This is a genomic window from Janthinobacterium sp. GW822-FHT07H10, from assembly GCF_058798675.1.
The window spans coordinates 77,214-100,180 of record NZ_JBXAKS010000014.1; the positions used below are offsets into that span (position 1 = coordinate 77,214).

The following is a 22,967-nucleotide window of genomic DNA, read 5'->3' on the forward strand; positions in this document are numbered from 1 at the left end:
GCGCTTGCGCGGCGTCGGCGGCGCCGGTATCTTGTCGGTCAGCCATGGCTTTGTGGCCTGGCATTCTTGGGGAGTCGCGCGTGACCAGTTTCCGCACCAATACCGACCGCCTGCTGGAAGTGCGCCTGCAGGATGAAAAAGTGCTGGCCATCGCCGGCGCCATGGTCGCCTATACGGGCAGCATCAAATTTGAAAAATCCCTGCTCGGTGGCGAGGGCATCCTTGGCGCGCTCAAGCGCAAGGTGACGAACGAAGGCATGCAGGTGATGCAGGCGTCCGGCAGCGGCACCGTGTTTTTCGCGCAGAATGCGGCGGAAATCACCGTCATTGCGCTGGCGGGCGAAAAGCTGACCATCGAAAGCAGCAGCCTGCTGGCCTACGACACGAGCCTGAAGACGGGCACCAGCTTTGCCGGCCTGCGCGGCGCCAGCTCGGGCCAGGGCCTGTTTTCCACCACCGTCGAAGGCCATGGCAACCTGGCCGTCATTTCGCGCGGCAACCTGATCATGCTGGAAGTGACGCCCGCGCACCCGCTGCGCGTGGATCCGGACGCCTTCGTCGGCTTCAAGGGCGACATCCGCCAGGAATTCGTCTTCGACGTCAATTGGCGCACGATGATCGGCCAGAGTTCGGGCGAGTCGTACCAGCATAAATTCACAGGCCAGGGCGTGGTGTTCATCCAGCCCGCCGAACGTTAAGCCAGCGAGGATCAGCGATGCCTGTCTATCAGCAAATCAATGAAAAGATGCTTGAGGTAAAACTCAGCAATGAAGAAGTATTCGCGCGCAAGGGCGCCATGGTGTCTTACCAGGGCGACGTCGCGTTCAGCCGCTCGTTCCTGGCGGGCCAGGGCGTGCAAAGTCTGGCCATGCGCGCCGTCACCAATGAAGGCTACGCGCTGATGTCGGCCACGGGCCGCGGCAGCGTGTTTTACGCGCACGCGGGCCTGTTCGTCACCATCATTCCCGTGCGCGGCGAAACCTTCTATGTGGAAAGCGACTCCTTGCTGGCCTTCGATGCGCGCCTGACGGCCGGCACCATGTTCCTCGGCAACCAGGGCGGCGTGCAGGGCATAGTGCGCGGCATGGCTACGGGCCAGGGCTTGTTTACCACCACCTTCCAGGGCACGGGCGAAGTGGCGATCCTGTCCGACGGCAATGCCATCGGCTTGCCCGTCACGCCGGACGTGCCCGTGTTTGTCGATCCGCAAGCCTATATCGGCCACACGGGCCAGCTGAGCTCGACCATCGTCACGGACTTGAACTGGAAGACCTTTGTCGGCCAGGCGTCGGGCGAATCGTACCAGGTGAAGTTCACGGGCCAGGGCACGGTCTACATCCAAGCGAGCGAAAGGTAAGCCATGACGATTTACACCCCCGATACCTTGCCGAAAAACGATAACCTGAACCGTTTTTCGTATGTCATCGACGTCAAGGAACAGATCTTCATTCGCAAGGGCAAGATGATCGCCTTCTATGGCGAACTGCGCTTCGAAGCCATGGGCAGCAGCGTGCTCGACCTGATCGTGCGCAATGCCTTCAATGCGCCGAAATACATCCACCACTTTGTCGTGGCGCAAGGGCAGGGCCAATTGATCCTCGGCGACAATGGCAACGACCTGGCTTGCTATGACCTGGACAATGCCAACATGACCATCCGCGCGAAAAACCTGCTGGGGTTTACGAAGGATGTGATTTGCCAGGAATCGACCCTGCCCGGCTACCTCACCATGATCGGCACGGGCAAGGTGATCGCCTCGTCGAACGGCCCCGTGCACTTCCTCGAACTGCCGTGCCGCGTCGACGAGCAGGCCGTGCTGGGCTGGGCCGATTGCCCGAGCCCCTCCTACCATTACGATTACGCCCACGTGCAGGGCTGGGCCTCGGCGGCCGGCGCGCTGACGGGATTTACCCTGTCGGGCGAGGAAAAGCAGATCGACTTCACGGGCGCCGGCACGGTGCTGGTGCAGTCGTCCGAGCTGGACGTGACGGGCAGCTCCACCCTGATGCAGCTGCTGTCGCAATTGCCGCTGCTGGGCAAGGAAGACCTGGGCAAGCTGAGCCTGTCTGTGCAGCAGCAGATGAAGGACGGCCGTTAAGCGCACGAAGTCCAGGCGTCCCTGACAGCACCGTCGCGGGCGGAAGGGAGGGGCGGCCGGTGCTGGAGCACGGGGCCGCCGAGGCAGTGCGCATCGCAGGCTGCCTATGCCGACGCGCAGCAGCTGCGGTCAGGTATTCACGGCCGCGCCCAGCCGGGCGGCCGCTTTTCCAAAAAGGCCGTGACGCCTTCCTCCGCATCCTCTTCCATCATGTTGCGCGCCATCACGTCACCCGCATACGCATACGCGTCGTCCAGCGGCAGCTGGCGCTGGCGGTAGAACATGGCCTTGCCGTAGCGGATGGCCGTCGGGCTTTTCGCCATGATCTGCTGCGCCAGGCGCGCCACGGCGTCGTCGAGCGCCGCGTCGGCCACCGTTTCGTTAATCAGGCCCCAGTCGGCAGCCGTGTCGGCGTCGATGAAGCGGCCCGTCACCAGCATGTCGAAGGCCCGCTTGCTCGACACGTTGCGCGACAGGGCGACGGATGGCGTGGCGCAGAACAGGCCCACGTTGATACCGGAGACGGCAAAGCGGGCCGATGCGCCAGCCACGGCCAGGTCGCAGCTGGCCACCAGCTGGCAGCCGGCCGCCGTGGCGATGCCATGCACGCGGGCGATGACGGGCACGGGCAGGGCCTGGATCGCCTGCATCACGCGCGAGCATTGGGCGAACAGGGTTTGATAGTACGCAAGCTGGCGCGTGGCCTGCATCTGGCGCAGGTCATGGCCCGCGCAAAAGGCTTTGCCTTCGGCCGCCAGCACCACGCAGCGCACGTGCGGCTGGCCGGCGATGAGGTCGAGTTCCGCCTGCAACGCCGCCAGCATGGCTTCGGACAGGGCGTTGAACTGCAGCGGGCGGTTCAGGCGCAGGGTGACGAGGCCGTCCTCGTCCTCGCGCAGCACGAGCGGCGCCTCGGTATCCGGTGTTGCGGTCATGCGGTCTCCAGTGGCCTGATGGCCTTGTTTTTTCAGGAAAGCTTACTTGGCGGCGTTGACGCTGCCGATGCCGGCGATCGACTTGTGCACGATCTTCGGCTTGCCGTAATAGGTGAGTTCGCCCATGCCGCGCACGACGGCGTTCAATTCGCCCGAGGAATACACCTTGACGGAGCCGATGCCCTCGAAATTGACGTCGACGTTTTTCGCCAGCAAGGCTTTCGTATCGACTTCGCCCACGCCTTGCGCCTTCAGGCGCAGCCAGTCGACCTGGCCATCGGCGGCCAGGCGGCCCGCGCCCTTGTAGCTGATATCGACGCGTGGACCATTGAGCTTGGTCAATATCTTCTCGCCCGCGCCTTCCGCGATCAGCTTGCGCAGGGTCGGCATGGTGATGATGACGCGCGGGTCGCCCTCCGTTTTCTTGATGTTCTTGTCCTTCATCGAGATTTTCAGTTCGCCATCGACCACTTCCGTGATGACGCCGCTGAGGAACTTCTGGTCGCCGCGCAGCAGCAGGCTCTGCTCCTTGCCCGATTCGACTTCAATGCTGATGGGGCCGCGGATATCGATGGCATTGAAGGCGCCCACGGCGCGCGTCTGCTCGTCGGCATGGGCGAGGGAAGCAAGGGAGAGGACGGACAGCAGGAACAGATGGCGCATGGCGATTTCCTTGTATAGTTGATCAGTGTATTCTAGGGCGCAAGTTCTCCCGCAGGGAGAAATTTGCGATGAACTGCACAAATCGCGGCATGGAAGAGACAAGGCCGCCGCTGGCCTGCCGCGCGCCCGGCATGGCGCCATTGGTCTATGCTATGGCCTACCAAGTCCAGGAAGACTAGATGAAAAATTACCACAAAGAAGATTATCCCGTCGCCGATATCCGCCGCTTCCTCGAACCGGGGCCGGTGGTGCTGGTCAGTTCCACGTGGAAGGGCGAGAGCGATGTCATGACCATGGGCTGGCACATGCTGATGGAATTTACGCCGTCCTTGCTCGGCTGTTTCATTTCCGACGCCAATCACAGCTATGAAATGATCAAGCGCAGCATGGAATGCGTGATCAACCTGCCGACGGCCGACATGGTCGACCAGGTGGTGGCTATCGGCAATTGCAGCGGCGCCGATACGGACAAGTTCACGGCCTTCGGCCTGACGCCGCAGCCGGCCGAGCAGGTGGGTGCGCCGCTGATCGCCGAGTGCTATGCGAACTTCGAATGCAAGCTGGCGCAGGTGGCGGGCAACCCGAAAGGGGGCTTCTTCATCTTCGAGTGCGTGAAGGCCCACGTGGCCACCTCGCCCAAGCTGCCCGAAACCCTGCATTATCGCGGCAATGGCGAGTTCATGGTGTCGGGCCGCACGATCAGCCGCAAGAGCCTGATGAAGCCCGAAATGTCGTAGGTCGGACTAGCGCGGCAACGCCGCGCGTAATCCGACGCCACCGCCGGCCGCGCCAGCAAGGTTGTCGGATGACGGCGCCTTGCGCCTAATCCGACCTACGCTCAGATGACCCCTTGCGCCAGCATCGCATCGGCCACTTTCACGAAACCGGCGATATTCGCCCCATCCACATAGCTGACGGAACCATCGGCGCGCGTGCCGTACTGTTTGCACGCGGCATGGATGCCTTGCATGATCTGCAGCAAGCGGGCATCGACTTCCTCGCGCGGCCACGACATGCGCGCCGCGTTCTGGCTCATTTCCAGGCCCGACGTCGCCACGCCACCCGCATTGCTGGCCTTGCCCGGTGCATACAGCACGCCGGCCGCCTCGAAGGCCTTCGCCGCTTCGATGGTGGTGGGCATGTTGGCGCCTTCGGCCACGCACTGCACGCCGTTGGCGATGAGACGGCGCGCATCGTCGATGCCCAGCTCATTCTGCGTGGCGCAGGGCAGGGCGATGTCGACCGGGACATGCCATGGCGATACGCCCGCCTCGAAACGGGCGCCCGTGCGTTCGGCGTAGTCGCTGACGCGGCCGTAAAGGTGGTTCTTGATCTCCATCAAGATGGCCAGCTTTTCCGGCGTGAAACCTTCCTCGTCGATGACGGTGCCGCTCGAATCGGACAGGGTCACCACCCTGGCGCCCATGGCCATGGCTTTTTCCACCGCGTATTGCGCCACGTTGCCCGAACCGGAGACGGAGACGCGCATGCCTTCGAACGAGCGGCCGCGCGTTTTCAGCATTTCCTCGGCAAAATACACGGTGCCGTAGCCCGTCGCTTCCGGACGCATCAGCGAGCCGCCGAAGCTGGCGCCCTTGCCCGTGAATACGCAGTCGGCGCGGTTGCTGAGTTTTTTCATCATGCCGGCCATATAACCCACTTCGCGTCCGCCCACGCCGATGTCGCCGGCAGGCACGTCCGTATCCGATCCCACGTGGCGGAACAGTTCGCTCACGAAGGCCTGGCAGAAGCGCATCACTTCGCCCGGGCTCTTGCCCTTCGGATCGAAGTCGGAACCGCCCTTGCCGCCGCCCATCGGCAACGTCGTCAGCGCATTCTTGAACGTCTGCTCGAAGGCGAGGAATTTCAGCACGGACAGGGTGACGGACGGGTGGAAGCGGATGCCGCCCTTGTACGGCCCGATGGCCATGCTGTGCTGGATGCGGTAGCCGCGATTGACTTGCACCTGGCCATGGTCGTCGACCCACGAGACGCGGAACATGACCACGCGTTCCGGCTCGATCAAGCGTTCCAGCAAGCCTTGTTCCGCGTATTTCGGGTGCTGTTCCAGGAACGGCCACAAGCTCTCCATGACTTCGGTGACGGCTTGCAGAAACTCGGGTTGACCTGGATTGCGTGCGGCGACATGCTGGACATACTCGTGAGCAGATGCGTATTTCATCAGAATTCCATGGAGGTAATCGGTTATTTGGGCAACTATCATCGCAGATTTTGCACGAAAATAGTGCGGAAATTTGGTTTTGAGGGGTTTCTGCTACATTGTGGGGCGTTTTCCGCGGGCTTCTGCGGCCGCTGCAAGGGGAACTGGTCTGCCTGGAAACACTACCAAGTGACGCTGCCGTTTCGGCGTCACGCGAAGGCTGGCGCACGCCATGGCGCGCCGTTATCGCCATGTGGCGCTACCGGCGGTTACTGCCGCCATCGGGCGAGAGGCGCGCGCTTGCACGCAGCGGTCGCCGCCATATCCCGTGCAGAAATGACAACGCCAGCCCGCAGGCTGGCGTTGTCGCGTCTCATGCAGCTTGCCTGGCACACGCCAGGACCGCTATCAGCCCGCCATGCTGCGCAGGATCAAGCCCGTGATGTAGGCGCCATAGGTACCCAGCGCGTAGCCGAGCACGGCCAGCAGCACGCCGACGGGGGCCAGGGACGGGTGGAAGGCGCTGGCGATGACGGGAGCCGAGGCGGCGCCGCCGATGTTCGCTTGCGAGCCGACGGCCATGAAGAACAGGGGCGCGCGGATCAGCTTGGCGACGAGCAGCATCAGGCCGCCGTGCACGGCGATCCAGATCAGGCCCAGCAGGAAAAGGAAGGGCTTGTCGAACAGGGCTTTCAAGTCCATGTGCATGCCGATGGTGGCCACCAGCACGTACAGCATGGCCGAGCCGATGGTCGACGCGCCCGCGCCTTCCAGGCTGCGCGCCCGGGTAAAGCTCAGCAGCAAGCCGAAGGTGGTGGCGAGCACGACGATCCAGAAGAAGGTCGACGTCAGGCTGTAATCCTGCAGGCGCCATGCGGCCGGCAGGGTGCTGATCCAGCTGATGATGGGGCCGGCGAGGAAGTGCGACAGGCCCGTCACGCCCAGGCCGACGCCGAGGATGATCATGATGTCGGTGAGGTTGGCAACGCGCGCGTGCTGGGCGCGGTAGCTTTCGATGCTGTCCTTGAGCGCATTGATGGCCGACAGGTCGGCACCGGTCCAGCGGTCGAAGGCGCCCGCGCGGCCGGCCAGGAACAGCAGCACGGCCGTCCAGACGTTGGCCACCAGCACGTCGACGGCGACGAACTGGCCAAACAGGGTGGCGTCCACTTCAAACACTTCCTTCATGGCGGCCTGGTTGGCGCCGCCGCCTATCCATGAGCCGGCCACGGTGGTCATGCCGCGCCACGTGTCGCCGGCCACAGTTTCCGGATGGATCAGGCGCAGTGCTTCGAACGAGACGAGGGCGCCCAGCATCACGCCCAGTGTTCCTGTGAGAAACATGATGATGGCCTTGGGGCCGAGGCGGACGATGCCGCCGAAATCGATGGCCACGCACAGCAGCACCAGCGCGCTGGGCAGCAGGTAGTCGCGCGCCACGGCGTACAGGCCGGAAGCGTTGCCGTCGATGATGCCAAACGTGTTGAGCAACGCCGGTATCAGGTAGCACATCAGCAGCGAGGGGATATAGGTGTAGAACTTTTTCCAGAAGCCGTCGGAGCGGGCGGCCGTCCAGAAGACGCCCCCCAGGGTCATGGCGAGCAGGCCGAGGACGACGGCGTCATTGGTGATCAGGGCGGTAGTGGCAGGTGGCATCGGGGATTCCGGTGAACGTGTCAGGGACGCACCGGGTGCCGATAACGGCCCCGGGCGCAGGGTGGCCGTATCGTATAGCAATGTTGAAGCCTAAACAAATTATTTAGGCAGTGCCAGGCGGAATTTTTCTTGTCAAATCAAACACTTACAAACTGCTCGCCACCCCGCGCCGCCGACTGGCGGTTACAAATAACGGGCCAGCAAGGCCTTGTCCAGCGCCCCGTCGAGTTCGATGCGCACGAAGTGGCCGCTGCCGGGCGCCACGCGGATCTCGCTGCCGTCATCGCTGAGCATGCGGGTAATGGTGACGTCGCGGTTGCCTCCCGGATGCACGGCCTCGAGGCGGTCGCCCACGGCGAAGCGGTTTTTCACTTCCACCCTGGCCCAGCCGTCCGTCACGCCCAGCACGTCGCCCACGTACTGGCTGCGATCCGCCTCGGAGGCGCCGCGCATGTAGTTCTGGTGCGTCTGCGTGTGGTGGCGCTGGTAGAAACCGTCCGTGTAGCCGCGGTTGGCCAGGCCTTGCAGCTGGCCCAGGAGACCGATGTCGAAGGGGCGGCCCGCCACGGCGTCATCGATGGCCTGGCGGTACACCTGCGCCGTGCGCGCCGCGTAGTACAGCGACTTGGTGCGGCCCTCGACCTTCAGCGAATCGACGCCGATCTTGACCAGGCGCTCGATGTGCTCGACGGCGCGCAAGTCCTTCGAATTCATGATGTAGGTGCCGTGCTCGTCTTCGAGTATCGGCATCAGCTGGCCCGGGCGCTGCGCTTCCTCGATCAGGTAGGGCTGGTCGGCCAGCGGGTGGCGCGGCTGCTGGTGCAGGGCGGAAAACGCGTTGTTGTCGGCCTCGGCCAGCGCCTGGTGGAATGCCAGCGGCACCACCTGCATGCCGCCGAGGTCGCCGCTGGCGTCTTCCGCGGCATTTTTCACCTTGTAATCCCAGCGGCAGGAATTCGTGCACGTGCCCTGGTTCGGGTCGCGGTGGTTGAAATAGCCGGACAGCAGGCAGCGGCCCGAATAGGCGATGCACAGGGCGCCGTGGACGAACACTTCCAGCTCCATTTCCGGGCAGCGCTGGCGGATTTCCTCGATCTCGTCGAGCGACAGCTCGCGCGACAAAATCACGCGCGTCAGGCCCATGCGGTGCCAGAACTTCACGTCGGCCCAGTTGACGGCGTTCGCCTGCACCGACAGGTGGACGGGGATCTCCGGCCACTTGTCGCGCACCATCATGATCAGGCCGGGATCGGCCATGATCAGCGCGTCGGGCCGCATGGCGATCACCGGTTCCATGTCGCGCAGATAGGTCTTCAGCTTGGCGTTGTGGGCGAAGATATTGCTGGCGACAAAGAACTGCTTGCCGCGCGCATGTGCGCCATCAATTCCCTCCTGCAAGGCTTGCAAGGTCGAAAAATCATTATTGCGCACGCGCAAACTGTAGCGGGGCTGGCCCGCATAGACGGCATCGGCGCCAAAGTCGAAGGCGGCGTGCATCTTGGCAAGCGAGCCGGCAGGCAGGAGGAGTTCGGGAGCGTGGCGCATGGGCGAAGGGCAAAGCCGGCGATTGTAGGCGGGCTGGCGCCGTGGCGCCTTGCCTGGCGTCAAGGAATTGCCATTCCGCGCCGATGCTGGACTTCTCAGGCGTAAGGCGTGCCCGCCATGGCCGCGTCGAGGCCGGCATGGCCCCGTTCCACGATGGCGAGAAAAAGGCTTTTCGCCTGCTGCGCGTCGCCATGCTGGCGGAAGGCCCGGTGCGCCTCGATGAGGGCCGTGCTCCAGGTGGCCAGCAGCAGATGCGCCGCCAGCTGGGCCTGGGGATCGTGCGCCTCGCTCTGCGTGCTCTCGGCCAGCGCCGTCGCCACCACTTGCGCCAGCTCGTCGCGGATCGCCCGCGCCCGCGCTTTCAAGGTGTCGCTGCCCGCGATGGTGGCAATAAAACCCTGGCCGGCGGCGGAAAACGTGATGTAGGGACTGTCTTCGGCCACCAGCCGGTGCGCCAGCAGGCGCAGGGTGTCGAGGGGCGCCACGGCGGGATCGCGCTGGCGCAAGGTGGCGCGCAGCAGTTCGCGGCCTTCTTCCTCGCGGTCGAAGAACATGTCTTCCTTGCGCGGGAAGTGGTTGAACACCGTCATGCGCCCCACGCTGGCCGCCGCCGCGATCTCGTCCACCGTCACCTGGTCGAAACCGCGCACGAAGAACAATCGCGTGGCGACATTCGAGATGGCTTGCCGTGTGGCAAGGCGTTTGCGGGAGCGGAGGTCGGAAGGAATCGTCATGTTGCCGCGATCATACACGAAGTGTACTGAGTACAGATAACGCTTGATGGCACGGCAAGGCCGGGTATACTATTTATGTACTGAGTACATATTTAGATTGAGTATATGAAATTATCCATTCCCGTGGCGGCGCTGCCTGTCATCTTCGCCACCGTCGTGCTCGACGCCGTCGGCATCGGCCTGATCTTTCCCATCTTGCCCGCGCTGCTGCGCGACGTCACGCATGCCGACAACGTGGCGCCCTACATCGGCGTCATGACGGCCCTGTATGCGTTGATGCAATTTGTTTTCGCGCCCGTGCTGGGCGCGCTGAGCGACCGCCTGGGCCGGCGGCCCGTGCTGCTGCTGTCGCTGGCCGGCGCGGCCGTCAACTACCTGTTCCTCGCCTTTGCACCGAGCCTGTGGATGCTGTTGCTGGGGCGCGCCATCGCCGGGTTGACGAGCGCCAACGTTTCCGTGGCCACCGCCTACATCACGGATATTTCCGCAGAAGAAACGCGGGCGCGCCGTTTCGGCTTGCTCAACGCCATGTTCGGCGCGGGCTTCATCATCGGTCCCGTGCTGGGCGGCGCACTCGGCGACTACGGCTTGCGCCTGCCATTCATGGCGGCGGCCGCGTTGAACGGCTGCAATCTGCTGCTGGCCTGGTATCTGCTGCCCGAATCACGCCACCCCTCGCGCACGCCGACGCGCGGGAAGATCGACCTGGCGGCGCTGAATCCCTTGCGGCCGCTGCGCTGGGTGTTTTCGGACAAGAGCTTGTTGCCGATCACCGTCATCTTCTTTACCTTCAGCGCGGCCGGCGAAGTGTATGGCGTGTGCTGGGCGCTGTGGGGCCACGACGCCTTCGCATGGAACGGGCTGTGGATCGGCCTGTCGCTGGGCGCATACGGCGTATGCCAGGCGCTGGCCCAGGCCTACTTGCCCGGCCCGGCCGTGAAACTGCTGGGCGAGCGGGCCACCATCCTGGCGGGGCTCGCCTGCGCCTGCCTCGCCTTGGTCGTCATGGCGTTCGCCAGACAAAGCTGGATGATCTTTGCCATCATGCCCGTGTTCGCTTTGGGCGGCATCGGCGCGCCAGCCCTGCAATCGCTGGCGACGCGCCAGGTCGATGAAGGCCTGCAAGGGCAGTTCCAGGGCGTGCTGGCCTCGGCCGTGAGCCTGGCGTCGGTCTTCTGTCCGCTGGTGTTTTCCAGCATCTATTTTGGCGTGAGGGCGCACTGGCCCGGCGCGATCTGGCTGTCGGTGATCGCCGTGTATGTGGCCCTCGTGCCCCTCGTGCTGGGCTTGCGCCTGCAGAAGCCGGCGGCGGCCCCCGCTGGCTAGTGCGCGTGCGAGGCGCCGCTGCTGCCGGCCTGCCCGCTCATGGGCAGATGTTCGGGCGGCATGCCATCCTTGAACATCTGACGCAACTGCTGGCGCAGCGCCGGCGTATCCTGGTGATGGTGTACCGAGACGGCGTGCTCTACCGCAATGCCCAGCAGCTCTTCCTCGCTGTCGGCCGAGATGGCCACCGAGCAATGCATGTCGCTAGGGAATTCCCGGCAATCGATGAATTTGCGTGTCATGATCGACTCCTTTCTGAATTGAGCGGGCACCGCACCCGCTCAATTCAGTATAGGCCGCAAACCAGCGAGGCCTAGGCCGCGCGGCTCTCGCCAGCCGGTTCGTCATCCAGCCGGTGCGCGGCGCCGCCGCCCTGTGCCTGCGGCGCCGCAGCGGGCGGAAAATCATCGACCTGGATCAGGCCATCGACCAGGCGCGCAAATTCCAGCAAGGTGTTGTGCTCCTGGCAGCTGACCGAGCTTGCCGCCTTGGCCGCAGTCAGCCACTGCTGCATGGCGTGCAGGCTTTGCGGCAGGTGCCTGAGGGCCGCGCCTTCGGGCGTGTCTTTCAGGCGTTTTTCGATGTGCAGCACGTCCGGCAGCAAGGCCAGCGCCCGCTCGGCGCAGGCCAGCGGATCGCCGCCGTGGCTACCCTCGCTGGCGACATGGCCATCGGCCAGCAGGCGTTCGCGGTCGGCGCCGGCCGTTTGCATGGCGTGCGCCACCGCGCTGCCGAGTTCATCGGATGGCGGGCGGTGGGGCAGGCCGACGGGGAACAGCAGCACGCGCAGCAGCGCGGCCAGCACGCGCGCGGGGAAATTCTCGAGCACGCCCGTCAAGCCCTGCTGCGCCTTGAGCAGCGCGTCCTGCAGCGCCCAGTGCGCGTAGGGCAGGTCGGCCGGCGGCCTGCCATCGTCCTCGTAGCGCTTCAGCACCGCCGAGGCCAGGTACAGCTGCGACAGCACGTCGCCCAGGCGCGCGGACAGGCGCTCGCGCCGCTTGAGTTCGCCGCCGAGCACGAACATCGACATGTCCGTCATGACGGCAAACGCCGTCGACAGCCGCGTCAGGGCGCGGTAATAGGGCGCCAGTTCGGGCGCGCCGGCAGCGGGCACGGCGGCCAGGCGCGCGCCGCCCAGCCCGTACCACAGCCCCCGGGCCAGGTTGCCCAGCACAAAGCCGACGTGGCCAAAGAAGGCCGCGTCGAAATCGCGCAGCGCCTTGCCGTGGTCGCTTTCGCCCACGGCGGCCATTTCCCGGAGCACATACGGATGCGCGCGGATGGCGCCCTGGCCAAAGATGATCAGGCTGCGGGTGAGGATGTTGGCGCCTTCGACGGTAATCGCGATGGGAATCTGCTGGTAGGCGCTGGCGAGGAAATTGTTGGGACCGATGCAAATGCCCTTGCCGCCGAGAATATCCATGCCGTCATTGACGAGCGCGCGGCCCCGTTCCGTGACGTGGTATTTGACGATGGCGGAAATGACGGCCGGCTTCTCGCCCAGGTCGACGGCGTGCGCGGCCAGCGTGCGCGCCGCATCCATCAAGTACAGATTGGCGCCCATGCGGGCCAGCGCTTCCTGCACCCCTTCGAATTTGCCGATCGGCATGTTGAACTGGCGTCGCACGGCCGCATACGCGCTGGTGCCGCGCACGGCCATCTTGCCCATGCCGACGCTGGACGAGGGCAGCGAAATGGCGCGCCCGGCCGCCAGGCATTCCATCAGCATGCGCCAGCCCTTGCCCACTTGCGCCTGGCCGCCGATGACCCAGTCGATGGGAATGAAGACGTCCTGGCCCGAGGTGGGACCGTTCTGGAATACGGCATTGAGCGGGTGGTGGCGGCGTCCGATCACGACGCCGTCGTGGCTGGCGGGAATCAGGGCGCAGGTGATGCCGGGAGTGTCGTCCCCGGAGAGCAGGTGGTCGGGGTCGCTGGTCTGGAATGCCAGCCCCAGCAAGGTCGCCACGGGCGCCAGCGTGATGTAGCGCTTGTTCCAGCTGAGACGGAAACCCAGGGTGGGACGCCCTTCGTGCATGCCCATGCACGCCACGCCCAGGTCGGGGATGGCGGCCGCATCGGAACCCGCATACGGGCTGGTCAGCGCAAAGCAGGGAATTTCGACGCCGGCGGCCAGGCGCGGCAGGTAATAATCCTTCTGTTCCTCGGTGCCGTAATGCAGCAGCAGTTCGGCCGGCCCCAGCGAATTGGGCACCATCACGCTGACGGCCAGCGCCGAGCAGCGGCTCGACAGCTTCATCACCACTTGCGAGTGCATGTAGGCGGAGAATTGCTTGCCGCCATATTGTTTGGGGATGATCATGCCGAGGAAACCGTGCTCCCGCATGTAGGTCCAGGCCTGGGCCGGCAAGTCTTGCTCCTGCTGGGTTTCCCAGTCGTTGACCAATTCGCACAGGCGCTCGACGTCGTGGTCGAGAAAGTGGCGTTCCTCGGCAGTGAGCGAGGCGCGTCCATAGGCGAGCAGCTTGGACCAGTCGGGCCGGCCGGAAAACAGGTCCGCATCCCACCACGTGGTGCCCGCCTCGAGTGCGTCGCGTTCCGTGTCCGACATGGTGGGCAGGATGCGCTTGAACAGCGCCAGCAGGCGCGGGGTGAGCAGGGCGCGGCGCACGGGGCCGGGCGCGAAGAGTAGAAGCAGGCCCAGCAGGGCCACCAGCAGTATAGTCATCAGCATGCGGTATCCCCCTATTGAATAAGAGTAGGATAGGCCGATGCAGTCGATGTTACTGTGCGGTAGAGCGCATACATACGCACAACGCCAACCGGATGGGTTGGCGTTGTGGTATCCCGTGAGAGGCGTATTAGATTAGCGTTGTGGAACGACAATTACCGTGTCGCCCGTTTTACCCTTAGCGCCGTCGTCGCCCACATCGCCCTTGGCGCCATCGTTGCCTTGTGCGCCGGCGGCACCGCTGTTACCGGTCTGGCCTGTGGCCCCGGTCGCGCCGGTCGCACCCGGCGGGGCTTCGGCGCCCGTGGCACCGGTGGCACCCGCAGGACCAGGCGCGCCGGCCGGGCCAGAAATGACTTGTACGACGGGCGGCGCCTCGCGCTGGCAGGCCGTCAAGGCGAGGGTAGAGGCGAGCGCGAGCAATATCAGGGTAGTTTTCATGATGCATCCTTTGGCAGTGTGCGCCGTTGATGTACGGAACGGCTCGACGGCGTCGGGCGCGAGTTTCGCATGGCGGTGTGGCGGAGATCTGACCAGGTGGCCGTTCCGCCGTGTCGCGCAGGGCGCTGGCGGCGGGAAGTCATGGTCTGCCTGCAGCATGTGCTTTGCTGGGGCGGCAGTCCGTACGTTTGCGTACATAGCGGCGAGAGGCCAGGAAACAAAAACGCCACCCGAAGGTGGCGTTTTGATATGTGCTACTGAATTCTTGGTGGCCCGGGGCGGAATCGAACCACCGACACAAGGATTTTCAATCCTCTGCTCTACCGACTGAGCTACCAGGCCAAGGCGGCGAATTATAGCAGAAAGAGATTCCACCTGACCAGAGCTGGCTGTGTTCAAATGCAACAGATGGCCAAAACATGGTGTTTTGGCATCCCAATGTACCATGAGGATGCGACGATGCAGCGACGTAATGGCGTGCAATGGCTGGTGCTGGGCGGCTTGTTCAGCGTGGCGTGCGGGACGGCCCGGGCCGATGGGCTGGCCGATTTGAATGCGGCGCTGGCCCGGCTGCAGGGACAAGCGCCGATCAAGGCGCAAGTCGAATCGAAGACCTGGCGCCGCGAGGGCGAGGGCAAGGAGGCGGAAGAGGATAGCGGCCAGGCCACGGTGGCCGTCGAGGGCGGGCCGGCCGGCTTGCAGGTGCTCTACAGCAAGGACTTGCTGGCGAAAGTCGAGGCCGAGCAGCGCGCCAAGGTGAAGGATCCGAAGGGCAAGACGCCGATCGGTTTTGCGCTGGGGGAAATGAAGGCGTCGGAGCTGCGCTCCATGGTGTCGGCGGCGGACGCCCTGTCGCGCGAGATCGACGAAGCCGTGTTCAGTGGCGAAAAGATGGACAGCTACAAGGGCAAGCCGGCGCGCCTGCTCAGTTTTACCCTGTCGCTCGACAAGGTGCCGGAGAAGGACCGCAAGTATGTGAAGAAATTCGATGGCGGTATCGACGTGTGGATCGCCGCCGATAGCACGCCGCTGGCCAGCCGTTTTCATGTCGACGTGAGCGGGCGCGCTTTCGTCGTCGTCAGCTTTACGCAGAAAACGGACGAGACGCGCCAGTACGGCGTCAGCGGCGATCACTTATTGTTGCTGCGCAAGGAAAGCAAGAGCGCCATGTCGGGCGCGGGCGAGAAGGTGGAAAGCAGGATCGTCAAGACCTTGCAGCTGCAGTCCTGACAGGTTGCAATCCCCCGCTAGCCGCTGCGCCAGCGGCTATAGCGCGGAGTTGCCGCCCAGGCCGCTCTTTTGCAGCACGCAGCGTCCCGCTTCGCAAGTGGCGCCCGGATCCGTGACGATGGAGCAGGTCGACATCATGCCATCGGCTTGCTGCTGCTTGCGGCTCGCTTCGGCTTGCGCCTGGGCCAGTGCCTTGAGTTTCTTGCCATCATTAACTTTGCTGGACCAGGCCAGGTAGCGCTCGGGGCCGCCGCACGCCTTGGCGCCGAGGGCGATGGTTTGGCATTGTTGGGTGGAATCGCAGGCGGCGGTGCCCACTTCCGCCTGGATTTGCGCCAGCAAGCCGGCATTGCCGGGAGCGGGCGGCGCATCGTCTTGCGTGGGGGCGCTGCCGCAGGCGCTGGCGGCCAGCAGCAGGAAGCTGGCGCACGCGGCGCGCAGCAGGGCGGAGGTGGTGGATGTCGTCATGCCTTCATCATGTGCCACGCTTGCGTAAATGGCAAGCACGATTCGCGCTAGGCGAGAACCTTGATCCCCGTCATTTTCATTATCAACTCGTCAAAGTTAATATAAATCAACATCCAATCCGCGATGTACGGGTGGCGACCGGGCCGGCGCGCTGCATTCCCGCGCCGGCGCGCGCCGCCGATTCGGGAATGTTTCCAGGAGTTAGACCATGCGCCGCACCGTATCCCCCTTCCTCTTCATCGCCAGCCTCGCATTCGGCGTCCCCATGCATGCCGCCGAGAAAGAACCGATCCAGCCCATTGTCGCCGCCAAGGTGGGCAATCCGGCGATGGTCGAGTTGGGCAAGAAGCTGTTTTTCGACCCGCGCCTGTCGCGCTCGGGCTTTATTTCCTGCAATAGCTGCCATAACTTGAGCATGGGCGGCACCGATAACATCAAGACGTCGATCGGCCACAACTGGCAACGCGGCCCCATCAATTCACCGACGGTGCTCAATTCCAGCATGAACGTGGCGCAATTCTGGGATGGCCGCGCCAAGGATTTGCAGGAGCAGGCGGGCGGCCCCATCGCCAATCCCGGCGAGATGGCTTTTACGCACGAGCTTGCCATCGACGTGCTGGCCTCGATTCCCGCCTACCGCGCGCAATTCCGGCACGTGTTTGGCCAGGATAAACTGACCATCGAGCAAGTCACGCGCGCCATCGCCGCCTTCGAGGAAGTGCTGGTGACGCCCGGGTCCCGTTTCGATCAATGGCTAGGCGGCAAGAAAAGCGCGCTGACGAAGGATGAGCTGGCCGGCTACCGGCTGTTCAAGTCGAGCGGCTGCATCGCCTGCCATAACGGCCCTGCCGTGGGCGGCAATACCTTCCAGAAGATGGGCGTGGTGGAACCGTACAAGACGGCGATGACGGCCGAAGGGCGCTCGGCCGTGACGGGCAAGGATGGGGACCGTTTCAACTTCAAGGTGCCGACCCTGCGCAACGTGGAGCTGACCTACCCCTACTTCCACGATGGCGAGGCGGCGACCCTGACGCAGGCCGTCGACGTCATGGGCCGATTGCAGCTGGGCCGCACGTTTACGCCGGACGAGAACGCCAAGCTGGTGGCCTTCCTGAAAACCCTGACGGGCAAGCAGCCGCACATCGTGCTGCCGATCCTGCCGCCATCGTCGGATACCACGCCGCGGCCCGTGCCGTTTGACTGAGTGATTGGCCCGGGGGCAGATCCGGCGGGTCTGACCCCTTCCGTTGCTTCCGTGCCGCCGAATGCGCCGGCATAAAAAATGCCCGCATCAAGCGGGCATCGCGGTTTATTTCAATGTTCTCTGGAACAACTGATAGATGCGGCGGTACTCGTCATACCACGCTTCCGGTTGCACGAAACCGTGACGCTCCATCGGGTAGCTGGCCATTTCCCAGTTGTCCTTCTTGAGCTCGATCAAGCGCTGCGACAGGCGCACGGAGTCCTGGTAAAACACGTTATCGTCGATCATGCCGTGGGCGATCAAGAGGTTGCCCGTCAGCTTGTCGGCGTATTCGATCGGCGACGAGATTTTATACGCTTGCGGATCGACGTCCGGCGTGTTCAGGATGTTCGCCGTGTACTCGTGGTTGTAGGTGGTCCAGTCCGTTACGGGACGCAGGGCGGCGCCGGACTTGAACACGTCCGGTGCGCGCATCAGGGCCATCAGGCTCATGAAGCCGCCGTAGCTGCCGCCATAGATGCCCACGTTCCGGATGTCGCCCTGATGCTGCCGAGCCAGCCAATTGGCGCCATCGACGAAATCTTCCAGTTCCGGGTGGCCCATCTGGCGGTAGATGGCCGTACGCCAGGCGCTGCCGTAACCGAGCGACGCGCGGTAGTCGACGTCGAGCACGATGTACCCCTGTTCCACCAGCAGGTTGTGGAACATCTGTTCGCGGAAGTAGACAGGGTAGCGTTCGGTCACGTTCTGCAGGTAGCCGGCGCCGTGCGCGAACATGACGATCGGATACTGTTTACCGGCTTCCAGTTTGGCGGGGCGGTACAGCTTGGCCCAGATCGGGGCCGCGCCATGCGTGGACGGCACTTGCACCAGCTGCGGCATGACCCAGTTGCGCGCCTTGAAGGCGTCGCTGCGCGTATCCGTCAGGATCGTCGCCTTGCCGCCCGCGACGGCAACCGTCGCCAGCTGGGCCGGCATATAGCTGGTGGAATAGCGCAGCAGCAGCTTGCCGCCATCGGGCGACAGGCCGAAGTTTTCCACGCCTTTCAGATTCGTCACTTCGCGCGCGCCGCCATCCCTGGCCGTGCTGGCGCACACTTCGTACGTGCCTGGCGCCTGGGGGTTGCACATGAAGTAGGCGGTCTTGCCGTCGCGGCTCCATTCGACGGCGCTCACTTCCCACTGGCCGCTGGTCAAGGCGCGCGCCGGCGCGGCGCCCGTTTTCGTGTACAGGTGGGCATAGCCGCTTTCCTCGGACACGTACCACAGGGTGGCGTTGTCGGGCAGCCAGCCGAATTCGTCGGCGCGGCGGTTGACCCAGGCCGTGTCGCTGATGCGGTGCACGGGCAGCAGGGCGGCGTTGGCCAGGTCGACGTTGGCGATCCAGCGGTCCTTGTTGTCGATGGCACGGATGCGCACGGCTACCTTGCTGCCGTCATCGGTCCAGGCGATGCCGTCGCGCTGCGCATCGACGCGCACGCCACGGTTGCCTTTCAGGGGCGGCAGCTTCTGTTCGGCGCGCAGCGAGGCCAGCGGGTCGGTGGCGATGCCGGGCAGGCTGTCGAAGCCGATCTCGCGTACCTGGCCCGTGCGCAGGTCGGCCAGTTTCAGGCTTTGCGCGATGGGCATGTTGCGGCCCACGCGCGTGCGCTCGTCGTCCGCTTCCGGGTAGCCCGTTTCCGTGACGTAGCGGGCCAGCTTGCCCAGCTTGCCTTTTTCGGCGGCCTTGTCCTGCGTGACGAACAGCAGCCAGCGGCCGTCCGGCGACAGGGCGCTGCCGGAAATCGTCACCTTGTCTCCCAGGTAGAGCGGTTCCGGCGCGCGCGTGCTGTCCAGGCGGCGCTCTTCCTGGCGCCGTTCGCGGCTCGCCTCGCGGTCTTCCTTCTGGCGCGCCAGGTTGACGATCAGGCGCAGCTGCAGCTCGCGCAAGGCGTCCGCTTCCGGCTTGGCGTCCGGGTCCTTGGCGGCGCGCAGCAGGGCGACGGGGGCGCTCAGGCGCTCGGCACGGTTCCAGCTGAACCAGTCGGTGCCGCTGCGGTACTGCACGGCGGCGCCGTCGTTTGAATATTGCGGGTCGCTGATGGCCGAGACGCCGCGCGTGATCTGGGTCAAGCTGCCGCTTTTCAGGTCGCGCTCGAACAAGTCGCCGTTGCGCAGCAGGATGGCGCGCGTGCCGGCGCGGTTGAGCACCATCTGCTGGCCGTCGAGGTTCGCCAGTTGCGCATCGTCGACTTTCTTGCCGCTATTGAGCTTGGCGCTGGCGTTTGGCAATTGATAGGTGTCGCGCAGGGGCGAGCCGAGGCGTTTCTGCTTGTAGTAGAGCTGGCCATTCCAGCCCCACCATGCCGCTTCGACGGGCGTGCCGATCCAGTCGGGATCGGCCATGGCCTGGTCCAGCGTGATCGGCGTGGGGGCGGTGGTGGTGGGGGCCGCGCTGACGGCGGGAAGGGCGGCGGCCAGCAGAGACAGCAGCAGGGAAGGGGCCAACAGGGGAAGAACCAGACGCATCGGAGATCACTTTAACGAGGAGATGGTGAAGGTACAGGCTATGAGGCCGGTATTCTAGCGGAGGAGTTTCATACAGGAAATGTCGGAAAGCTAAGAGCGGGGTCGGGCCAGCCAGGTGACAAAGTCGTCGAGCGGCATGGGCCGCGCGATCAGGTAGCCCTGCAGGCCGTCGCAGGCGTGGGCGGTGAGGAAGTCGGCCTGCTCCTGCGTTTCCACGCCTTCGGCCACGACGCGCAAGCCCAGGTGGCGCGCCATGGCCAGGATCGCCTGCACGATGGCCGTGTCGCGCGTGTCGCGGATGAAGCGCTTGTCGATTTTCAGCTCGTACAGCGGCATCGACGTCAGGTAGGCGAGGCTGGAATAGCCGGTGCCGAAATCGTCGATGGAAAAGCGGATGCCGAGGGCTGCCAGTTCGCGCATGCGCGCCAGCGAGGCGTCGCGCTGGTCGATCAGCAGGCCTTCCGTCAGTTCCAGGATCAGGGCGGTGGCCGGCGTGCCATGCTCGGCCAGCGCGGCCTGCACGCGGGCGGCGAAATCGGGCTGGCGAAACTGCGCCGGACTGACGTTCACGGACACGGCGATGGGCGATCCGGCCTGCGCCAGCAGCGTGGCGGCGCGGCACGCCTCGCGCAGGGCCCAGTGCCCGAGCCTGACGATCAGGCCCGATTCCTCGGCGATGGGGATGAACACGCCGGGCGCGATATGGCTGCCGTCCGGCTGTGGCCAGCGCATCAGCAATTCGGCGCCCGTCACCCGGCCATGGCGGTCGACCTGCGGCTGCACGTGCATGCGCAGCTGGCCCGCATCGAGGGCGCGCGCCAGCGCCCGTTCCAGGGTCAGGCGGCGCTCCAGGCCCGCCTGCATGGCCGCCTCGAAAAAGGCGATGCCATTGCGTCCTTCCGCCTTGGCGCGGTACATGGCGATGTCGGCTTCGCGCAGCAGGTCGTGCGCCTGCTGGCCCGCTTTCGGCAGCAGGGTCACGCCGATGCTGGCCGAGCAGTGGTAGGACTGGCCGCCGATATCGAAGTCGCGCGCGATGGCGGCGCGGATTTTCTCGGCCACCTGGGCCGCCGCGCGGGCGGCGCTGTCGACGTCGGCGGCCAGGTGCGCCAGCAGCACGACGAATTCATCGCCGCCCAGGCGCGCCACCGTGTCGGCCTTGCGCATCAGCTGTGCCAGCCGTTCGCCCGCCATGCGCAGCAGCGCGTCGCCGGTGGCGTGGCCGCGCGCGTCGTTGATGTGCTTGAAGTGGTCGAGGTCGATGAACATCAGCGCGCTGATTGTATGGTCGCGCGGCGCGGCGGCCAGCAGGTGGCCGATGCGGTCCATCAGCAGGCGCCGGTTGGGCAAGCCCGTCAGCACGTCGTAGAAGGCCAGGCGGTGGATGTCCGCTTCCGATTTCTTGCGTTCGTCGATCTCGCGCTCGACGGCCACCCAGTGCGTCTGCCTGCCGTCCGCATCCGTGAACGGCACCAGTTCCACTTCCACCCAGTACGCCTTGCCGCTCTTGTCGTAGTTCAGCAATTCCGCGCGTGCCGGCTGGGCGCCGGCCATGGCGGCGGCGATGCGCGCCAGTTCGTCCGCATCGGTGGCGGGGCCCTGCTGGAACAGCAGGCTGCGGCCCAGCGCCTCGGCGCGCGCATAGCCGCTGCTGCGTTCGAAGGCGTCGTTGACGAAGATGATGCGCGTGGCAGGCGCCGCGCCCGTGCCGGCATGGGCGTCGGCCACCTCGGCGATCATCACCATGTCGTTCAGGCGGGCCAGCGCCGTGGCGGTCAGGCCCAGCTCGGCGTTGAGCTGCGACAGGGCCTGGCCGCTGCGTTCCAGGTGGCGCAGCAGGAAGGCGCAGGACAGGGTCAGCACGGCGGCGATGAACAGGAAGTTCAGGGCCACGATCAATGCGCGCAGCACGGGAGAATCGGGCACGCCGTGCATGTGCAGGGCGACGTCGGGATGCAGGCCCAGGAAAAAGATGGTCAGCGAGGTCAGCGCCAGCGTCGACAGCGCTGGCAGCATGCCCAGCAACAGCGCCGCCAGCACGGGCATGATCATCATGTAGATCTGGCTGACGGGGCCGATTTTCAGCAGCAGGCCGACGCCCACCAGGTAGGCGACGATGAGGAATTGCCACACGCGCCAGCGGTAGGGCATGGCGCGCAGATGCCAGATGACGCCGATCCAGCCGATGGCCAGTATGTCGAGGGCGACTATGGACCAGATAGCTTCGCGCGCGGCCAGCAGCGCGCTGGGAATGGCAGTCACGATGCCAAGCAGCAACACCACCTGCAGCAGGCGGGTAAAGACCAGGCCGCGCCAGTGCGCGAGATCGCTCGATATCGCCACGCTGCCGTCCTTCCCCCTGGGTGAGCTATTGCCGCGCCGTTCATACTGCTGAGTAAATATTACGCGCTATCAATCCTCATGTCATCTTGATCATTAATCATGATAGCCAGCGTTCAATGCCGGTCATTCATTGATCCACTGGTAGGGCATGATTACCTTGCTGGCGACGGGCTTGCCGTCCAGCGTTTCGGGATTGAATACGCACTTGGCCAGCGCATCGCGGGCCGCCTGGTCGAGGGCGGGATAACCGCTGGAGCGGATGACTGCCGCCTTGCTGACCTTGCCGTCCGCTTCCACCGTGAAGCGCAGCGTGACCCTGCCCTGGGCGCCGTGCCGTTTCGCCTCCAGCGGCCAGGCTGGCGCTGCGCAGCCGGCCGGCATGCTGGCCGGCACGACGACGGCCGGTGTGGCGCTCGGCGCCGGTGTTGTTGTGTTGCAGCCTTGCAAGAGGACGGCCAGGCCAGCCGTGGCCAGCAGACGGCCGGCGGAAGAGAGGCAGAAGGAATGCGGACAGGACAAGAGGAACTCCGTACGGTGGAAATGAAAACGCCAGCCTTCCGGCTGGCGCTGTGGGGCGAAACGCGCGCTGGCGCTTATTTCTTGGGCGCGCTCAGGCACGATTTCATGAAGGCCTTGCGCTCGTCGCCCTTCATGTCCTTGGCGTCGACATTGCACGCCTTCATCTTGTTTTGCTGCGTCATGGCCGGTGCCGGCTTGGCGCTCAGGCATTCCTTCATGAACGCCTTGCGTTCATCGCCTTTCTTGCCGGCGGCATCTGCATTGCAGGTGGTCATCTTCGACTGTTGCGCCGTCTTGGCGACAGGGGCCGCTTCCGGCGCGGCAGCAAAGGCAGAGCCGGCAAACGCGGCGGCGATGCAGAGGGCGATTAATTGTTTCATGGCAAATCCTTGTAGACGCGGGCTAGGGAAGGGGCATGCAACCGGCATGGGAATGCCGATATGC

General features: G+C 64.8%; 21 protein-coding genes and 1 tRNA gene. 7 read left to right on the plus strand and 15 right to left on the minus strand.

Annotation, left to right across the window (positions count from 1 at the left end; all coding sequences use genetic code 11):
* Window positions 1–80: 80 nt before the first annotated feature.
* From AC1RDJ_RS24470 to AC1RDJ_RS24480, 3 genes are read left to right on the plus strand one after another with little or no spacing between them, the layout of a single operon-like run.
* Window positions 81–698: an AIM24 family protein gene (locus AC1RDJ_RS24470; RefSeq protein WP_198043804.1), complete on the plus strand. Its 618-nt coding sequence runs from the start codon at window positions 81–83 to the stop codon at window positions 696–698.
* A gap of 17 nt (window positions 699–715) precedes the next feature.
* Complete coding sequence (locus AC1RDJ_RS24475; protein WP_493028976.1) at window positions 716–1,357, plus strand: AIM24 family protein; 642 nt, start codon at window positions 716–718, stop codon at window positions 1,355–1,357.
* Window positions 1,358–1,360: 3 nt separating this feature from the next.
* Complete coding sequence (locus AC1RDJ_RS24480) at window positions 1,361–2,098, plus strand: AIM24 family protein (RefSeq protein WP_071325498.1); 738 nt, start codon at window positions 1,361–1,363, stop codon at window positions 2,096–2,098.
* Window positions 2,099–2,235: 137 nt separating this feature from the next.
* Here AC1RDJ_RS24480 and AC1RDJ_RS24485 read toward each other — a convergent pair whose 3' ends face one another.
* Entirely contained in the window at window positions 2,236–3,033 is a 798-nt protein-coding gene (locus tag AC1RDJ_RS24485; RefSeq protein ID WP_071325497.1) for an enoyl-CoA hydratase, read from the minus strand.
* Between the two features lie 42 nt (window positions 3,034–3,075).
* Complete coding sequence (locus AC1RDJ_RS24490; protein WP_071325496.1) at window positions 3,076–3,696, minus strand: head GIN domain-containing protein; 621 nt, start codon at window positions 3,694–3,696, stop codon at window positions 3,076–3,078.
* A gap of 179 nt (window positions 3,697–3,875) precedes the next feature.
* On the opposite strand from AC1RDJ_RS24490, the gene AC1RDJ_RS24495 reads away from it, so the two are divergent.
* Window positions 3,876–4,433 carry a flavin reductase family protein gene (locus tag AC1RDJ_RS24495; protein ID WP_071325495.1) on the plus strand — a complete coding sequence of 186 codons (558 nt, stop codon included), beginning with the start codon at window positions 3,876–3,878 and terminating at the stop codon, window positions 4,431–4,433.
* A 101-nt stretch (window positions 4,434–4,534) separates the two neighbouring features.
* Here the strand turns inward: AC1RDJ_RS24495 and gdhA are convergent, their stop codons facing one another.
* The 4 genes from gdhA to AC1RDJ_RS24515 form a co-directional block, all read right to left on the minus strand.
* A complete protein-coding gene (gene gdhA / locus AC1RDJ_RS24500) occupies window positions 4,535–5,878 on the minus strand; it encodes an NADP-specific glutamate dehydrogenase (protein WP_289887396.1) in 1,344 nt (447 codons plus the stop codon).
* Between the two features lie 387 nt (window positions 5,879–6,265).
* Window positions 6,266–7,513, minus strand: a complete 1,248-nt coding sequence (locus AC1RDJ_RS24505; RefSeq protein ID WP_493028977.1) for a DUF819 family protein — start codon at window positions 7,511–7,513, stop codon at window positions 6,266–6,268.
* A gap of 183 nt (window positions 7,514–7,696) precedes the next feature.
* A complete protein-coding gene (gene trhP / locus AC1RDJ_RS24510; RefSeq protein ID WP_493028978.1) occupies window positions 7,697–9,058 on the minus strand; it encodes a prephenate-dependent tRNA uridine(34) hydroxylase TrhP in 1,362 nt (453 codons plus the stop codon).
* 95 nt (window positions 9,059–9,153) lie between these two features.
* A complete protein-coding gene (locus AC1RDJ_RS24515; protein ID WP_493028979.1) occupies window positions 9,154–9,792 on the minus strand; it encodes a TetR/AcrR family transcriptional regulator in 639 nt (212 codons plus the stop codon).
* Between the two features lie 105 nt (window positions 9,793–9,897).
* Between AC1RDJ_RS24515 and AC1RDJ_RS24520 the strand changes: the two genes are divergently transcribed.
* Window positions 9,898–11,118, plus strand: coding sequence for a TCR/Tet family MFS transporter (locus tag AC1RDJ_RS24520; RefSeq protein WP_493028980.1), 1,221 nt, complete (start codon window positions 9,898–9,900; stop codon window positions 11,116–11,118).
* Here the strand turns inward: AC1RDJ_RS24520 and AC1RDJ_RS24525 are convergent.
* The 4 genes from AC1RDJ_RS24525 to AC1RDJ_RS24540 form a co-directional block, all read right to left on the minus strand.
* The gene (locus AC1RDJ_RS24525) at window positions 11,115–11,360 is read right to left on the minus strand and encodes a DUF1059 domain-containing protein (RefSeq protein WP_071325489.1); all 246 of its coding nucleotides are present in this window, start codon (window positions 11,358–11,360) and stop codon (window positions 11,115–11,117) included. The genes AC1RDJ_RS24520 and AC1RDJ_RS24525 overlap by 4 nt on opposite strands.
* Before the next feature lie 71 nt (window positions 11,361–11,431).
* The gene (locus AC1RDJ_RS24530) at window positions 11,432–13,813 is read right to left on the minus strand and encodes an acyl-CoA dehydrogenase (RefSeq protein ID WP_493028981.1); all 2,382 of its coding nucleotides are present in this window, start codon (window positions 13,811–13,813) and stop codon (window positions 11,432–11,434) included.
* Window positions 13,814–13,945: 132 nt separating this feature from the next.
* A complete protein-coding gene (locus AC1RDJ_RS24535; protein ID WP_493028982.1) occupies window positions 13,946–14,251 on the minus strand; it encodes a collagen-like protein in 306 nt (101 codons plus the stop codon).
* Window positions 14,252–14,517: 266 nt separating this feature from the next.
* A tRNA-Phe gene (locus AC1RDJ_RS24540) sits at window positions 14,518–14,593 on the minus strand.
* Window positions 14,594–14,710: 117 nt separating this feature from the next.
* Here AC1RDJ_RS24540 and AC1RDJ_RS24545 point away from each other — a divergent pair.
* Entirely contained in the window at window positions 14,711–15,481 is a 771-nt protein-coding gene (locus AC1RDJ_RS24545) for a hypothetical protein (RefSeq protein WP_493028983.1), read from the plus strand.
* A gap of 36 nt (window positions 15,482–15,517) precedes the next feature.
* Here AC1RDJ_RS24545 and AC1RDJ_RS24550 read toward each other — a convergent pair whose 3' ends face one another.
* Window positions 15,518–15,949 (minus strand): hypothetical protein, encoded by a 432-nt coding sequence (locus AC1RDJ_RS24550; RefSeq protein WP_493028984.1) that lies wholly within the window; start codon window positions 15,947–15,949, stop codon window positions 15,518–15,520.
* Between the two features lie 265 nt (window positions 15,950–16,214).
* Here AC1RDJ_RS24550 and AC1RDJ_RS24555 point away from each other — a divergent pair, with 265 nt between their 5' ends.
* Entirely contained in the window at window positions 16,215–17,153 is a 939-nt protein-coding gene (locus AC1RDJ_RS24555; RefSeq protein WP_493028997.1) for a cytochrome-c peroxidase, read from the plus strand.
* 105 nt (window positions 17,154–17,258) lie between these two features.
* Here the strand turns inward: AC1RDJ_RS24555 and AC1RDJ_RS24560 are convergent, their stop codons facing one another.
* The 4 genes from AC1RDJ_RS24560 to AC1RDJ_RS24575 all read right to left on the minus strand — a co-directional run bounded on the left by AC1RDJ_RS24560 (window position 17,259) and on the right by AC1RDJ_RS24575 (window position 22,903).
* Window positions 17,259–19,661, minus strand: coding sequence for a S9 family peptidase (locus AC1RDJ_RS24560; protein ID WP_493028985.1), 2,403 nt, complete (start codon window positions 19,659–19,661; stop codon window positions 17,259–17,261).
* 90 nt (window positions 19,662–19,751) lie between these two features.
* Entirely contained in the window at window positions 19,752–22,004 is a 2,253-nt protein-coding gene (locus tag AC1RDJ_RS24565; protein ID WP_493028986.1) for a putative bifunctional diguanylate cyclase/phosphodiesterase, read from the minus strand.
* 123 nt (window positions 22,005–22,127) lie between these two features.
* Window positions 22,128–22,523 (minus strand): energy transducer TonB, encoded by a 396-nt coding sequence (locus AC1RDJ_RS24570; RefSeq protein ID WP_493028987.1) that lies wholly within the window; start codon window positions 22,521–22,523, stop codon window positions 22,128–22,130.
* 74 nt (window positions 22,524–22,597) lie between these two features.
* Window positions 22,598–22,903, minus strand: coding sequence for a PsiF family protein (locus AC1RDJ_RS24575; protein WP_071325482.1), 306 nt, complete (start codon window positions 22,901–22,903; stop codon window positions 22,598–22,600).
* Window positions 22,904–22,967 lie beyond the last annotated feature (64 nt).